Origin of the sequence: Haloarcula sp. Atlit-47R (assembly GCF_003665985.1) — an archaeon.
GTDB lineage: Archaea > Halobacteriota > Halobacteria > Halobacteriales > Haloarculaceae > Haloarcula > Haloarcula taiwanensis.
Map to the genome: position 1 here is coordinate 24,825 of NZ_QPLQ01000005.1, position 13,558 is coordinate 38,382.

Annotated in this window: 13 protein-coding genes and 1 pseudogene; 5 read left to right on the top strand and 9 right to left on the bottom strand. The window is 62.0% G+C overall.

What is annotated here, in order from left to right; all coding sequences use genetic code 11:
• Positions 1-40: 40 nt before the first annotated feature.
• The 4 genes from DVK00_RS17135 to DVK00_RS17150 all read right to left on the bottom strand — a co-directional run bounded on the left by DVK00_RS17135 (position 41) and on the right by DVK00_RS17150 (position 2,956).
• A complete protein-coding gene (locus DVK00_RS17135; RefSeq protein ID WP_077067787.1) occupies positions 41-217 on the bottom strand; it encodes a UPF0175 family protein in 177 nt (58 codons plus the stop codon).
• 232 nt (positions 218-449) lie between these two features.
• Positions 450-911, bottom strand: coding sequence for a hypothetical protein (locus tag DVK00_RS17140; protein ID WP_101349954.1), 462 nt, complete (start codon positions 909-911; stop codon positions 450-452).
• Between the two features lie 41 nt (positions 912-952).
• The gene (locus DVK00_RS17145) at positions 953-1,666 is read right to left on the bottom strand and encodes an NAD(+)/NADH kinase (RefSeq protein ID WP_101349953.1); all 714 of its coding nucleotides are present in this window, start codon (positions 1,664-1,666) and stop codon (positions 953-955) included.
• 54 nt (positions 1,667-1,720) lie between these two features.
• A complete protein-coding gene (locus tag DVK00_RS17150) occupies positions 1,721-2,956 on the bottom strand; it encodes a digeranylgeranylglycerophospholipid reductase (protein WP_121512376.1) in 1,236 nt (411 codons plus the stop codon).
• A gap of 111 nt (positions 2,957-3,067) precedes the next feature.
• Here DVK00_RS17150 and DVK00_RS17155 point away from each other — a divergent pair, with 111 nt between their 5' ends.
• The 3 genes from DVK00_RS17155 to DVK00_RS17165 all read left to right on the top strand — a co-directional run bounded on the left by DVK00_RS17155 (position 3,068) and on the right by DVK00_RS17165 (position 5,339).
• A complete protein-coding gene (locus tag DVK00_RS17155) occupies positions 3,068-4,237 on the top strand; it encodes a hypothetical protein (RefSeq protein WP_101349951.1) in 1,170 nt (389 codons plus the stop codon).
• 68 nt (positions 4,238-4,305) lie between these two features.
• Complete coding sequence (locus tag DVK00_RS17160; protein ID WP_101349950.1) at positions 4,306-4,854, top strand: hypothetical protein; 549 nt, start codon at positions 4,306-4,308, stop codon at positions 4,852-4,854.
• Positions 4,854-5,339: a metal-dependent hydrolase gene (locus DVK00_RS17165; RefSeq protein WP_101349949.1), complete on the top strand. Its 486-nt coding sequence runs from the start codon at positions 4,854-4,856 to the stop codon at positions 5,337-5,339. Before DVK00_RS17160 ends, DVK00_RS17165 begins: the two co-directional genes overlap by 1 nt.
• A 21-nt stretch (positions 5,340-5,360) precedes the next feature.
• Here DVK00_RS17165 and DVK00_RS17170 read toward each other — a convergent pair whose 3' ends face one another.
• Complete coding sequence (locus DVK00_RS17170) at positions 5,361-6,731, bottom strand: deoxyribodipyrimidine photo-lyase (protein ID WP_064287992.1); 1,371 nt, start codon at positions 6,729-6,731, stop codon at positions 5,361-5,363.
• Between the two features lie 280 nt (positions 6,732-7,011).
• A complete protein-coding gene (locus DVK00_RS17175; protein WP_121578086.1) occupies positions 7,012-8,202 on the bottom strand; it encodes an ABC transporter substrate-binding protein in 1,191 nt (396 codons plus the stop codon).
• A 124-nt stretch (positions 8,203-8,326) separates the two neighbouring features.
• Here DVK00_RS17175 and DVK00_RS17180 point away from each other — a divergent pair.
• Positions 8,327-8,587: pseudogene (locus DVK00_RS17180) on the top strand (zinc ribbon domain-containing protein); the annotation flags it as partial.
• Positions 8,588-9,061: 474 nt separating this feature from the next.
• Here the strand turns inward: DVK00_RS17180 and DVK00_RS17185 are convergent.
• Positions 9,062-9,925, bottom strand: coding sequence for a 2-oxoacid:ferredoxin oxidoreductase subunit beta (locus DVK00_RS17185; RefSeq protein ID WP_004517803.1), 864 nt, complete (start codon positions 9,923-9,925; stop codon positions 9,062-9,064).
• Complete coding sequence (locus tag DVK00_RS17190) at positions 9,922-11,682, bottom strand: 2-oxoacid:acceptor oxidoreductase subunit alpha (protein WP_101349947.1); 1,761 nt, start codon at positions 11,680-11,682, stop codon at positions 9,922-9,924. Before DVK00_RS17190 ends, DVK00_RS17185 begins: the two co-directional genes overlap by 4 nt.
• A gap of 205 nt (positions 11,683-11,887) precedes the next feature.
• Here DVK00_RS17190 and DVK00_RS17195 point away from each other — a divergent pair, with 205 nt between their 5' ends.
• Positions 11,888-12,523, top strand: coding sequence for an FAD-dependent oxidoreductase (locus DVK00_RS17195; protein WP_101349946.1), 636 nt, complete (start codon positions 11,888-11,890; stop codon positions 12,521-12,523).
• A gap of 66 nt (positions 12,524-12,589) precedes the next feature.
• Here the strand turns inward: DVK00_RS17195 and DVK00_RS17200 are convergent, their stop codons facing one another.
• Positions 12,590-13,459 (bottom strand): universal stress protein, encoded by an 870-nt coding sequence (locus DVK00_RS17200; RefSeq protein ID WP_121578087.1) that lies wholly within the window; start codon positions 13,457-13,459, stop codon positions 12,590-12,592.
• Positions 13,460-13,558: the final 99 nt, after the last annotated feature.

The window sequence follows — 13,558 nt, forward strand, 5'->3', positions numbered from 1 at the left end:
CGCAGTCGTTATGTCTTTCTAATCGGGGCCGACGCCGCCCTCAGTTTGCAGTCCGATCCACCGGCGTGTGGTCTTCGTCGCGTACCTGAATCCCGCGGGACCGAAGCGCCGTGGCGAACTTGCTCGGTGACACCCCGCTGTACGTCGCTGCTTCTTCGAGTGTGAATGTTTCCCCGCGGTACAGCGTCAGCGCCGTTGTGAGGGACCTGTGTGACATCTTCCTCTACACCGACACAACGTTGTGGTGGTATTAAACTATTTCGCCAGATTTTCGTCTGTTCATACAGTGTGCGCGAGTACAATTACACACTCAAATAGTATTTCAAACTAAAACCACACATACGGGGTTGTGTAGTTGTGTGGTGATTGCCGGCCGCACGCGCAGCGCTATCGATAGACGCGGCTGGGAAGCGACAGGTAGACGAAGTCGGTAAAACGAGAATCTGTCTTCAGACGATGGCGCTCCACGGGCCCTTGATGAGCCAGAACAGGCTCTGGTAGCCCGCATACATGAACACCACAAGAGCGGCGACGATGGCCCCTTTTGGCCGTTCCAGCGGGATGTCACGGCGGGCTTCGACCTTGCGGGACTCGAACTCGAAGAAGTCAGTGATGACTGCGCCGAGAACGAGTACGGACAGGACCATCCCACCGTGATGGTGGAGCGTCATGTAGAAAAACGACAACACGACCAGTGCGATGTTGCTGAACGTGTGTGCCGGGTGACGGCTGATCGCCTCTGCGCCATCGTTTTTATATTGCTTGACGTGGCTTCTATGGGCGAGCTGCCGCGTGAGGAAGTTGACAATTACCACTCCGAAGATGATGTATTCGATGAGGAGCGCACCGCCGACTGTGGGACTCCCCAGAATGGTATCCAGTGGCCCAAAGAACGTTACGGATGGCTGCATATGCAAAGCTCTGTCCACCGTCCATTAGTGTCTTTCCAATCTCACTCGAATCTGGACCGACTCTCGTCAACGACGGCGGTTCGAACGGGGGACCCGAGCGAGATCGTGATACGCTCCTGATAGCTGACGGGCCGCGATATGTGGTCATCGACGAGTAGCTTGACGGTCGCCTCGTCGCGTTCAACCAAGGCATTGAGGCCATCGGCCGGCAAGACCCAGTGATCCGGATCAGTCGCAAACGGTGCGATCGGTGCCACCACCGCCTGCTCCGACGGTGCCAGAATTGGGCCGCCGACGCGATGGGCGTAGCCCGGCGAGCCAGCGGCCGTTGCGATCACGACGCCGTCGGCCCGGAACTGTCCGATGCGGTCGGCCGTCGACGTGACAGTAAACTCGGAGATACGGGCGGCGTCTGCGGTAACGAGGGTCACGTCCCAGAACGCCTGTTCGACCGTCCCGTCAGGCATCGTCACGCGGAGAACTGGATGTCTTTCGACCCGTGCTTCAGCAAGTCCCGACACGGCAGCGACAGCGTCGTCCCGGGGTACTGACCGGACGCCGCGACCCGCCGCGACCGGTAACACCAGCGGGTCACCCACAGCCCGTGCCACGGCAGCAACGGCGTCCTCGCCGACAGCGACGACCCGGTTGGTCTTCGGAACAGCGCCGTCACGACCCCGTTCAACAGCCATGCCGGCGTCTCGAAGCACGTCTGCTAGGGCGTTGTCACCGACCACACCAATGGGGGTTCCCATCACCTGAATCTCCGGGCCGGCGGAAAAAAACCTGCCGCACTTCTCGCGGTCACGTCAAATATCGAGGCGGCGGCGGGCGTATTCGACGAGAATCGGCATGTCCGAGAGATGGGTGAGCTTCGCAATCGCCCGACGGTCGCCGCCGTTGATTTGCCTGAGTGTGTCCTGTCCGGTACTCCGGAGGTCGTCCATCAACTGATCGTACCGCTCGTTCGGAGCGAGATACAGCAGTTCCGTCATCATCAGGCGGGCGTTGTGTTTCGGGGCCACCTCGCTGTGCCAGAGCTGGTCGTAGACAGAGAGGTTCTCCGCCGAGGTGTCGGGTTCGTCAGGCTTGAGCGCCGAGTCGGCCGTTGCGGCGGCGGCACGGGCCGACTTCATGCCCTTGTGAATGCCCTCACCCCACAACGGGTCAACAGTCGGGACAGTGTCGCCGATAGCCATGAAGCTGTCCGTGCTCATCGAGTCAGGAGGCTGGATGTGGGCTGACCCGCGGTGGGCTTGCGTCCCCTCGATTCGCTCGGCGTCATCGAACCGTGGGTCCGAATCGAGCCAGTACTCCAGATAGTCGTCGATGCCCATCCCGTCTTTCGCGTACTTCTGGTGAGAGCCGTTCTGGATGTAACAGAGGCCGACCTTCGCTGTGTCTTCACCGGTGTGGAAAATCCAGGAGTAGCCACCCGGGGCGAGGTCGTGATCCAGGCGGAGCATCATCGCATCCCGGAGGTCGGCGTAGTCATCGTGATCCATTTCAACGCCCTCGAACTCGTACTCAACGCCGATTGCCTGATGGTCCCGCTTGAGGTCACACACGTCAAGTTCCTTCGCCAGCGGCGCGGCGGGGCCGGTGGCGTCGATGACGATGTCCGCGTACACCTCCTCGTCGCCGTCGTAGCGGACGCCGACGATTTCCCCGTTCTCCATGATGGGGGCCGAGACGCGGGCGTCAAAGCGGTAGGTCGCTCCCTTATTCCGTCCCTCAGAGACAAGCCACTGTTTGAACTCCGCGAACTCTAGGACGGCCCCAGTCTGATTACGGACGTAGTGGTCGTTGGGGGACTCAAGCACGACGTTGTCCGTGTAGTTCATCACCACGTCATCGGGAATCGCAAAGCCCGTCATCGCCGACATGAACGTCCCGGCGGTGGACTTGTTGCTCTGACGCGGGAACTCGTCTTCGGACTCGGTTTCGAGAACGAGCACCTCGTAGTTTCGCTCCGCTAGATCACGGGCACACTGCGCCCCGGCGGGCCCGGCTCCGGCTATCACCACGTCAAAGCGCTCGCGCATGGTTGTGGGTGTTGCCTGTCGGTAATCAGTCTTTCCGAATACACCGAGGGCGGTCTCGAAAGGGTAAAGACGGCCCCACTACCATGACGGGAACACCCGGGGCGACATACAATGGTTCTCAAGACAGGCGCGGGCGTGCTCGCGGACAGGCGGCGGCTGCCCACGGCGCTACGGGCGGTGCTGGGATACTACGCGGACACCGGCGTGTTCGATGCCGGCAGCCTCTCACTGAAATCCGAGATTGACGACCGGACCGAAGCGATGGTTGACGACGTGACCGACCGCATTGAGGCTGCCCTCGAAGACGAGTTCGGCTGTCCGGTCGAGTTCTCATACGATACGAAGCTCATTCTCCCCGCACAGCTGACGCTGGGCTACGTCTACCGTAACGCCCGTCAGCAGGCCCCCGGCGACCCTGTCATCGATACAATCGCCGACGGCGTTCCGACCGTCGATGAGACGGCGCTGGAACAGGGGCCAGCACAGGACCTTGCACCCCGTGAGATGGTCGTGCGCGCCGAGCAGATGACTCGCCTCTCCATCGAGGCGCTCATCGACGGGGACATGCGCGACGCTATCAATGATGACGAGTTCGAAGATTTCGAGGTTGACTTTGACGCGAGTGAAGCGGACCGCCGCCGCGTCGCCGAGGTCGCCCAATCCGCGCTGCAGTCCCACCTCGACGGCCTGTTGGAGGATATGCCTCCCGTCGTCGAGAACGCCTACCAGTGGGCTGTCGACTACAGCGAGGCCCATCAGGACCGCGACGACTACTTCCGGGAACTGATGACCGCGGCTGAGGACGGTGACGCCGATGCGCTGACCGATATCCGGGAAGCGTACAAGTTCGCCGAGTACGACGAGGCGCCAGCGACGCTCACCGAGACGGAGAAGAAACTTCCCTACAGCAAAACCCAGTACGCCCGCGTCGGTGTCCTCTACGACGGGATGCTCGACCTCTACCGACTCGCTGGCCTCGACATCGACGACGAGTTCGCCAAGGCCATCGTTCTCGCCATTATCGGCGCACAGGTGTGGCTCGACGACGTAGACGACTACGAGGATGATCGAGCGGAGGGCCAACTGACGCCCGTCACCGCCGAGTACCTGCTCGCGCCCGACGACGAAGCCGCCTATCGACGAGTCGTCGACGTGACCGAACAGTATCTCGACCTCGCGAAGTCGTACGCAACGGCCGCCGACTCGCCGCTGACCGGCGTCGCTGTTGAGTACATCTACCGCTCCGGAAATCCGGATGTCCTGCCCGGCAAGCCTGAGTAGGCCCACGAGCGACACCGGCCCGGCCCAAGCACCAGAGTTTATATCTCGCCGCCCGCACCGAGATTTGAATGCTTCATTCGCGGGTGGGCAGGGTCGCAGCTGTCTGTGGACTGCTGGCCATCTTATTCGCACTCATGATCGGATTCGGTATGGCCACGCCGGCCCCCGAACTGGGCGACTATCCCGATGGAAACGCGCTGGCCCAGCATCCTGACAGCCACGTCGGTGAGGCCGTTCAGGTGACCGGCAGTGTCATCGGAACCGAGCCAGTCGAAATCGCCGTCGAATACGAGTACACTGCCAGCGGCGAGTACCACAGCGGCACGCTCACGGTTACAGTCCGGAATGTCGACATAGCCGTCGACGAAGGCGAGTCGCTGCAGGTGTACGGCACGTTCGGTCCAGACCGGACCATCACCGCGGAGAACAGCGTGCGCGTGCCGGCAGTGAACTACATGGCGATGTATATCGTTTCTGCCCTCGCCGGCCTGTGGACGCTGTGGCGACTGGTCTGTGGGTGGCGGCTGAACTGGCAGACAGGGGGACTGTGCCGGCGTGAGGAGCCACTTCGGCCGATACAGGCGCTTCACAAGAGAGTACAAGAGGTGCGTGCCTGATGCCGGACCTGCTCTCGCACGCCTTCATCGCGTTCACCATCTGTACCCTCCTGTCACTACGGTACAACTGGCTCACTGGCGAGTACGTCACCGTGGGGATGGCCGGCGCGTTCATCCCGGACATGGCGAAGATCAAGCTTCTCGTGGACGCTGCAGCGGTCGAGGCGGCGCTGGGGATCCCGTTCAACTGGCTGGGTATCCACACACTCGGCGGCGCGTTCGTTGCAGTCCTCGTAGGGACGGTCGTCGTGAACCGCGCCGACCGACGGCGCGTGTTCATGCTGCTGTCGCTCGGGGCTGTAAGTCACCTGCTCGCCGATTCGCTTTTGTTGAAGGCCTCTGGGCGGTCGTACGAAGTGCTGTGGCCACTGACACAGTACCACCCGCCCACGCCGGGGCTGTACCTGAGCACGGACATCTGGCTCACGGGCGTCACCGGTTCTGTTGCAGTGGCGGTTTATTTCCTCGTGCAGTACAGGGCATAGCGCCACTGTCTTTCCCCTCCCTCAGCGTTTCCCTAACGCCGTCTCAAACACGCGCTGTGCTCGCTCGTAGGCGGCGTTTCGGTCGACGATTGGATGATAGTAATCCGGAGCCAGTTCCTCGCGTTCGCCGTCAGAGAGCGTCGGCCAGTCGACGATCTTGTTCGCCGGAACATCACGAAGCTCCGGCACGTATTCCGTGACGTAGTCCGCCCCGCTGTCGTACTTGCTCATCTGTGCGACCGGGTCGAAGATACGCACGTCCACGGAGTCGGTCCCGGTAGACGCCGTCCACTGCCAGCTTGCGGCGTTGTTAGCGGGGTCGTGGTCGACCAGTCGCTTCCTGAAGTGCCGTGCGCCTTCGCGCCAGTCGACCAGTAGATGTTTCGTGAGGAAGGACGCGACGTTCTGGCGCGGCCGGTTGTGGATGTATCCTTCCCGTTCGAGCTGGCGCATCCCGGCGTCAACGAACGGATACCCCGTCTCGCCGCGCTTCCAGGCCTCGAAGTTGTCCCCGTCGTTTTCCCACTCGATACGGTTCGGGAACGACTTGTAGTTCTCTGACAGCAGCGTGGGGTTGTGGTACAGCAGGTGATAGCTCTGCTCGCGCCACGAGAGTTCGTAGCGGTACTTCTGGATGTTCCGCTGGGCGTCACCGGTGGCTTCGGTGTGGCGGTCGGACGCATCTCGCCATATCTCGCGGATACCAATCATCCCTGCCGCGAGGTACGGCGACATACGCGAGACGGCGCTGGTCGGCCGCTCGACGGCTGCCTGCATGTCATCACGGGTCTCGTTGTACGTCTCGATGCCACCGGTGAGGAAGTCGTCGTACCGCTGCCGTGCCCCCTCGTAGCCGGGGGTTGGCAGGTCCATATCCGACTCGATGCTCGGAGCCGTCGTCGGGTCCGACACGTCGGCAAACGAGTCCGCTTCGGGCGGGTCGACCGGCGGGAGCTTGTGGTGGGCCTGCCAGTCGTCGTAGAAGCGGCTGTGGTTCTCGTACCGGCTGTCGAGCCCGGCCGGATCGACGAGGACGAGGTCGGTCAGGGACTTCGTCGGCACGGCCTCATCGACACGGCGCTGTCGGTTCCGGCGCGCCGGCCGGTAGTGGTCGTTGTAGTACACCCGGTCGGCGTCGTACTCCTCGACGACGGTTGAGAGCACATCGGCAGCGGCCCCCTTCCTGACGAGCAGGTCACCGTCGCGGTCCCGATACGCCGCTTTCAGCGCTCTGACACCGGCCAGCAGGAATGCTCGCTGCCGCTTCCCGACCTTCGACAGCAGGTCCGTATCGAGAACGTACACCGGCAGTACCTCGTCGTCTGCGGCAGCGGCAGTCAACCCGCGGTTGTCCGGTATCCGGAGATCCCGCTGATGCCAGAAGACGTGCATACCTTCCGTTAGAGATACCGACATATGGGTCCGAACCCGATTCTATTGTGTGTGTGACAGAAGGGCATGATATCCGGCGCATCGGCTCCCATATATCGCCGACCTACCGTGACTCCGGTTTGCGAACGAGATAGCAATGTTGCGTGAAGCTGACGAACGTCTCTCCGCGAGCGTCCTTTCTTGTAGGTCCTCCGCCTAGGCCTGTGCCACTTCTCGCCCAACAGCTTCATCGTCGGCTAAGTGGTCCTCGATGAACTGCATGAGATGATACATGCGTCAGTTAGAAGCGTCCCTGAATGATGTCTTTCACCCGCTGCCGGTCGAACAGTTGCTTGTCGTCGGCCACCTCGGGAAACCGTTCGGGTTCGAACTCGCCAAACTCCTCAGGATAGAGCTGCTGGGCGACCATCTCAGTCTGGAGCAGGTTCACCAGTGGGCCCTGTGACCCGAACGCACCGGGGTATATATTGCCCGCCTCAACCGCTGTCAGCTGGCTGCCGACCGGATCGGTCTCCATCGGCTCGACGAACTGCTTGTGGAACGCTGACAGCGAGAAGCTATCAGTGTTGCCGGTGGTTTTGATTCCCCAGTGGACGACGATGATCTCGGGGTCGACTTCAAGCAGCTGTTCGTAGTCGATGGTTCCATTCTCGACCAGCTCAGGGGTGAACGAGCTTTCGATGCCGAGATCCTGGTATGGTTTCATTTCGATACCTTCGGCATCCGTATTCATCGGATAGAACGTCCCTTCGCTCGGATTAGTGGCGCTGTTGACGAGACCAATCGTTGGCTGGTTGCCATCCGACGGGAGCCGCGATTGGATCTCCCTCTGAAGATCGTCGTGAACAGACGCCATCGCCTCGTAGCGCTCGCGTTCCTGGAACAACTCAGCGAGCCGCTCGAAGGCCCCGTACAGCGAGTAGAGTTTGTAGTCGTGGAAATCGCGTCGGCGCAGGATGTTGTTCCCGAAGAAGGGAGCAACGTTTTCGCTGATTTCCCGGGTATCTGACTCGTCCCATGAGTCGTCCCAGCCGGTGCCGTGCATGTAGTGAGGGTCCATCAAAATCACATCGGGCTTGCGTTCGTAGAAGATCTCCTTGTCCCAGCTAATCGCCGACATCGACTCCGTCTCCGAGCGCGGCGGTACGTCCAGCCCGAACGGCTCGAAGAGAAATCCGGGTATCATGTTCGTCGACGTCAGGAACCCGTCGCGTTGACCCAGCGCAAAGGCCATATCGGCCCACTCGCCGTTGTTGACGATGTAGGTCTCAGGTACCGACTCGAAAGTCTGACACCCTACTGGCTCGATACAGGCCTCGTAGCTGTCTGCCTGTTCTGTCCGAGTCGACTCATTTGAGTTTTCCGTGTTGTCTGACTCGGTCATCGACGCACAGCCGGCCAGTGCCGCGCCGACTGTGAGACCGGTCCCTGCGAGTAACTGGCGTCGTGTTGACTGACTACCATATTCCATATTTTTAGGCTGACCTAATAATATGTAAAGATTGTTGTTTCTGTTTATCAGAACCTTCCGGCTACTGAGAACCACGCCAGCAGCCAGAGGGACCCACGGATCAAGCGAGAGCCCCTCATCAACGACAGTCCATCCGGCGTACACCAGTCAACGGTGTAGTCACGCCGACTGTGGATTCACGCACGAGGACAACCGCGACGGCGACGAGTTTGCCTGCCAGAAGTGCGGCAAAGAGCTACACAGCGACTACAACGCGGCACGCAACATCGCACACAGGTACGTCCAGAATCGCCTCAAGTCTGGTTCTGGACGGGCGACCAATCACCTCGCCCTCAAGTCGGGGACGTTGAACGGGAACGGCGACTACTCGCCTTCCACGGTATAGTGGATAGACCGGGAGTCCACCGACAAACCTCGGCGTGAACGCCGAGGTAGGTGATCACGCGCCGAAGAGATATCTGGCGCCATAGAGTATAGCACAGTGGGCGAGTGTCGGTCCGTCTTCAACGCCGGGAACGTGTTCTCCAGCGATGGTGCTCCCATCGGCCGCAATCGTCGAGTTCGCACAGATGATTTCCGCGTCTGGGTTCGTGTGCCGGACGCTTGCTTTGCCCCGTGAATTCAGGCCACGTCGGCGGTGGTCCCCCTGTTGATGAGGACGTAATCCGCTAACCAGAGATGGGTTTGTCCCGGCTAGGATCGAGGTTCTGACCCGCCACGGTGATTACCTGCCACGAAGACGTGCCGGCGGCTCCCCGTGTTATGCTCAAAGCGCCCCTCGAACTGCCCGCCGAGTTCAATATCGACGTGCAGGAACTGCTCCAACGGGGCGGGGAGATCAGAAACAGAAACGGCTGGCCTAGTAGAACTCGCGGACGAGGTCCATCGCGCCCTCGGGCGCGCCGTCGGGAATCTCGGCCATCGAACCCTCGACGCCCTCGCGTTCCTCGAACGGGACCGAATCCTCGTCCTGGTAGAGGACGCCCATGTACTCCTTCTCGCTTTCGAGAATCTTGTCCTTGGCCTGGTCGCGGTCCGACGGGTCGTGGTCGGTTTCGTCGAGGTCCACGATGGCGTCGCGGAAGTAGTCGTAAGTGTCCACGTCGTTGAACGTCACACACGGCGAGTAGACGTTGACGAAGCCGAACCCGTCGTGCTCGACGGCTTTCTGGACGATCTCGGCGTGGCGCTGTGCGTTCGAGGAGAACGACTGCGCGATGAACGTCGCGCCGGAGGCCAAGGCGAGCGCCTTGGGGTTGACCGGCGGCTGGTTCGGGCCGTCCGGCGAGGTCGAGGTCTCGAAGTCCTCGCGCGAGGTTGGCGAGGCCTGACCCTTTGTCAGCCCGTAAATCCGGTTGTCCATTACGACGTAGCTCATGTCTACGTTGCGGCGGACAGCGTGGATGAAGTGGCCAGCCCCGATGGAGTAGCCGTCGCCGTCACCACCCGAAACCATCACTTCGAGGTCCGGGTTGGCCATCTTCACGCCGATTCCCACGGGCAGGGCGCGGCCGTGGACGCCGTGGAGCGCGTAGCTGTGCATGTACGTCCCGATCTTGCCGGAACAGCCGATACCGGCGACGATGAAGGTGTTATCGGGGTCGTTGCCCGTCTCCGCCAGCGCCTTCATCATGCCGTTCATCGTCCCGAAGTCACCGCAGCCGGGACACCAGGTCGGTTGCTTGTCGGATTTGAAGTCTGTGAAGCGAACGTCGGAACTCATTGTGTTGCCTCCGCGGGTGTGTCAAGCGTCTGCTTTATCTCTGTCGCCAGTTCGTCTGCCTTGAACCGAACGCCGTTGTACTTGTTGATGCGCTGGACCCGTTCGAGGACATCGTGTTCGATGACATCCGCGAACTGGCCGGTAGCGTTGCACTCGACGACGATGACGTCCTCGGCCGCCTCGATCTCCTCGGTGAGGTCCGGTCGGGGGAAGATGTACGGGACCGAGAGGAACCGGATGTCGTAGCCGTCCTCCTCCAGCAGTGTCAGCCCCTCGCGGAGCGCGCCCTCGTTGGAGCCCCAGGAGATGACTAGCGTGTCCGCGTCGGGGTCGCCGAACTCGCGGTAGTCGAAGTCCTCCTGCTCGCGGGCGGTCTCGACTTTCCGCTGGCGCTTGTCGACCTGCTCGATGCGGATGTCCGTGTCTTCGGTCCGCCGACCGAGTTCGTCGTGTTCGAGGCCGGTCGTCATGTGCGCGCCGTCGGTCGTCCCGGGGAACGCACGCGGCGAGATGCCGTCGGCGGCGGCGAAGTGGGCCTGGAAGCGGCCCTTCTCGTCGAGCCAGGCGTCGATGTCGTTCTCGTCGACGACCTTGCCGCGGTCGATTTCGACCTCGTCCATGTCGAACGTCTCGGGGGAGAAGGTCTGCTCCGTCACGGCCATCGCGAGGTCCGAAACGAGGAAGACCGGGGTCTGGTACTTCTCGGCGAGGTTGAACGCCTCGACGGTCTTCCAGAAGCACTCCGAAACCGTGGTCGGCGCGACGACGAACCGTGGAATCTCGCCGTGGCCGCCGTACAGTGTCATGTTGAGGTCGCCCTGCTCCTGCTTGGTCGGCATCCCGGTCGAGGGACCGGAGCGCATCACATCACAGATAACCAGCGGCGTCTCGCTGGTGGCGACCAGCCCGAACGTCTCGGTCATCAGGTCGATACCCGGGCCGGACGTGGCGGTCATGGCTCGGGCACCGGCGCGGGCCGCACCGAGGGCCATGTTGATTGCGGAGAGTTCGTCCTCGGCCTGGACGACCTTCCCGCCGAACTGGTCGACGCGGCCGGTCATGTACTCCATCACGTCCGTCGCCGGTGTGATTGGATAGCCGGCGTAGAAGCGACAGCCGGCGGCGATAGCGCCCATGCCGATGGCCTCGTCCCCGTTGAGGAGCACGTAGTCCTCGTCGGTGGTCTCCATGTCGTAGTCGAACTCGCCGTACTCCTCCTGCACGTAGTCCTGTCCCTTCCGGGCGGCTTCCTTGTTGTTCTCGACGATGGCCTCGCCCTTGTCGCCGAAGCGCTTTTCGAGGCTTTCGTCGAGGTTCTCGATGGGGAAGCCGGTGACCTCACACGCCGCACCGAGGGCGACGACGTTGAGCATGATGGCCCCACCCGCGTCCTCGGCGAGCCGTTTCAGCGGTACTTCGAGTGCCGTCGCGTCGCCGGGCACTTCCACGTCCTGCATCGTCGAACGCTCGCCGTCATAGATGATGACGGAGTCCTCGTGGAGTTCGTCCTCGTTCTCGTGGATCGTGCGCTCGGTGAGTGCGATCAGGATGTCGAGGCGGTCGACGACACTCTCAACGCGGTCGACTGACGTCCGTACCTTGTAGGCGGTGTACCCGCCGCGGATGCGGGAGGCGAAGTCCTTTGAGGTGAAGACGTGTCGACCAGCCCGGGAGAGTGCCTGCGCGAAAATCTTCCCGGTGGAGTCGATTCCATCGCCGGCTTCGCCGCCGATGGCCCAGTTCAGGTCCTCTGGCATTATATCCCTCGGGTAGCCAGCGTGGTAGGAAAAGCCTTCCGTAAGCGCCCGCGCGCGTACTACTCGCTTTTGAGTGAATTTTGGTATGGTCTCGAGCAAAAACCGGCATAATCACCCGTATGTAGGAAAAAACCGGCAATACGATCCGACTAGGCTGAAACTCCGCGACCGTAACCCCCTTGCCCAGTCACGGTAACTCTGGGATATGGATGAACGAGTCCTCGACGTGGTTGCCGTCCGAGATGTCGGACCAGACACCGTGGCGATTGACTTTGAGACACCGGATGCCTTCGACGCACAGCCGGGTCAGTTCGTCAAACTGACATTGACCGTCGACGGGGAGAATATCTCGCGGTTCTACACTATCTCTTCGCCGACGGTCGACGAGGCGTTCGAGATCACCGTCGGTATCGACCCCGACGGCGAACTGGCACCGAAACTCGGTGCGCTCGAAGCGGGCGACGGCGTCCGTATCGCCGGGCCGTTCGGGTCGGATTACTACGAGGGCGAGAGCCGCGTCGTCGTGTTGGCCGGCGGCCCCGGCGTCGGTCCGGCGGTCGGTATCGCCGAGCGTGCACTGGACGATGGTAACGAGGCCGCAGTCGTGTATCAGGACGACGCGCCGGTCCACGGGGACCGACTAGACGCGCTCGCCGAGGCCGGGGCGCTCGTCTCGGTCATCGATGGCGAGGCGTCCCTGACCGAGCCAGTCGCCGATGCCGTTGAGGACGGTGGGCAAGTGTTCATTTACGGCTTCGCGGACTTCCTCGATGCCGCCACGGAGGCGCTGGAGGCCGCTGGCATTAGCACTGATGATGCCAAAGTCGAGAACTTCGGATAGCTCGTCCCACCGCCATTCGAGCGTCGTCCCGCCTGCTAACTCACCGTTTGACCGGTGGTAGCGGTGTTAGCTCTCGTCACTGGCGCTTGGTGCTCGAACGGTCAGCACCGGTACCGGCGACGTTCGGACCAGCTTTTCCGCGACGCTACCCAGGAGGTAGCGGTCGACACCGGTGCGGCCGTGAGTGCCGATGACGACGAGGTCGGCGTCAGTATCCTCGATAGCGTCGAGGATGGCCCGATACGGGACGCCGTGAGTGATAGCTGTCTCGACAGTCTCGACTCCCAGCTCGGAGAGCCGGTCGGACGCCCCCCCGACAGCATCCGTCGCGACCGACTCCAGTTCGTCGACGATGACAGTCGATCCGACGTCGATACCGAGCGACCGCGTGTCCACGACCGAAACGAGATGGGTAGTGGCATCGGTTGCGCTTGCGAGCGCGCCTGCCGGTTCAATAGCCGCCTCTGCGCCGCTGCTGCCATCGGTCGGGAGTAGAATGTCGTCGAACGAGACGGTCCCCGGCTCAGCGTCGGCTTTGACCGAGAGGACCGGCACATCGGCGAGGCGAACGACCTTTTCGGTGACACTGCCCAGAAGGAACCGTCGGACACCGGTCCGACCATGGGTTCCCATGACGATGAGGTCGATATCGTTCTCGTCGGCGTAGTCGAGAATCGCGTCGTGGACGACTCCCTCGCGGACGGCGGGGGTGACGGACAGACCCTCGGTGTCGACGTGGTCGGTCTGGGATTCGACGAAGGCATCCGCCGGGGAGCCGCCGTCGTAGTCCCAGTCGTCGTCCGTGGGCCCGTGCTCGTCGACGACCGAGAGCACATGGACCGCTGCATCGTGGGTGCCGGCAAGCGTCGCAGCGACCTCGAACGCGCGCTCGGAACCGGGGCTGCCGTCGGTCGGAACGAGGATTCTATCGAACATTGGGTGTCGCTATTCACCGCCGTCGGTGATAAAGCATCGTGGCTGAGACAGGACTACCGAGAGAGTCACTGCGGGGCTCCGAGAACAGAACAAAGCCTA

Bases quoted from the DNA above. Each gene is read 5' to 3' on its own strand.
- DVK00_RS17140 (WP_101349954.1), bottom strand. From the start codon at position 911: ATGCAGCCATCCGTAACGTTCTTTGGGCCACTGGATACCATTCTGGGG.
- DVK00_RS17150 (WP_121512376.1), bottom strand. From the start codon at position 2,956: ATGCGCGAGCGCTTTGACGTGGTGATAGCCGGAGCCGGGCCCGCCGGG.
- DVK00_RS17195 (WP_101349946.1), top strand. From the start codon at position 11,888: ATGGATGAACGAGTCCTCGACGTGGTTGCCGTCCGAGATGTCGGACCA.
- DVK00_RS17175 (WP_121578086.1), bottom strand. From the start codon at position 8,202: ATGGAATATGGTAGTCAGTCAACACGACGCCAGTTACTCGCAGGGACC.
- DVK00_RS17185 (WP_004517803.1), bottom strand. From the start codon at position 9,925: ATGAGTTCCGACGTTCGCTTCACAGACTTCAAATCCGACAAGCAACCG.
- DVK00_RS17135 (WP_077067787.1), bottom strand. From the start codon at position 217: ATGTCACACAGGTCCCTCACAACGGCGCTGACGCTGTACCGCGGGGAA.
- DVK00_RS17165 (WP_101349949.1), top strand. From the start codon at position 4,854: ATGCCGGACCTGCTCTCGCACGCCTTCATCGCGTTCACCATCTGTACC.
- DVK00_RS17190 (WP_101349947.1), bottom strand. From the start codon at position 11,682: ATGCCAGAGGACCTGAACTGGGCCATCGGCGGCGAAGCCGGCGATGGA.
- DVK00_RS17200 (WP_121578087.1), bottom strand. From the start codon at position 13,459: ATGTTCGATAGAATCCTCGTTCCGACCGACGGCAGCCCCGGTTCCGAG.
- DVK00_RS17170 (WP_064287992.1), bottom strand. From the start codon at position 6,731: ATGCACGTCTTCTGGCATCAGCGGGATCTCCGGATACCGGACAACCGC.
- DVK00_RS17145 (WP_101349953.1), bottom strand. From the start codon at position 1,666: ATGGGAACCCCCATTGGTGTGGTCGGTGACAACGCCCTAGCAGACGTG.
- DVK00_RS17160 (WP_101349950.1), top strand. From the start codon at position 4,306: ATGCTTCATTCGCGGGTGGGCAGGGTCGCAGCTGTCTGTGGACTGCTG.
- DVK00_RS17155 (WP_101349951.1), top strand. From the start codon at position 3,068: ATGGTTCTCAAGACAGGCGCGGGCGTGCTCGCGGACAGGCGGCGGCTG.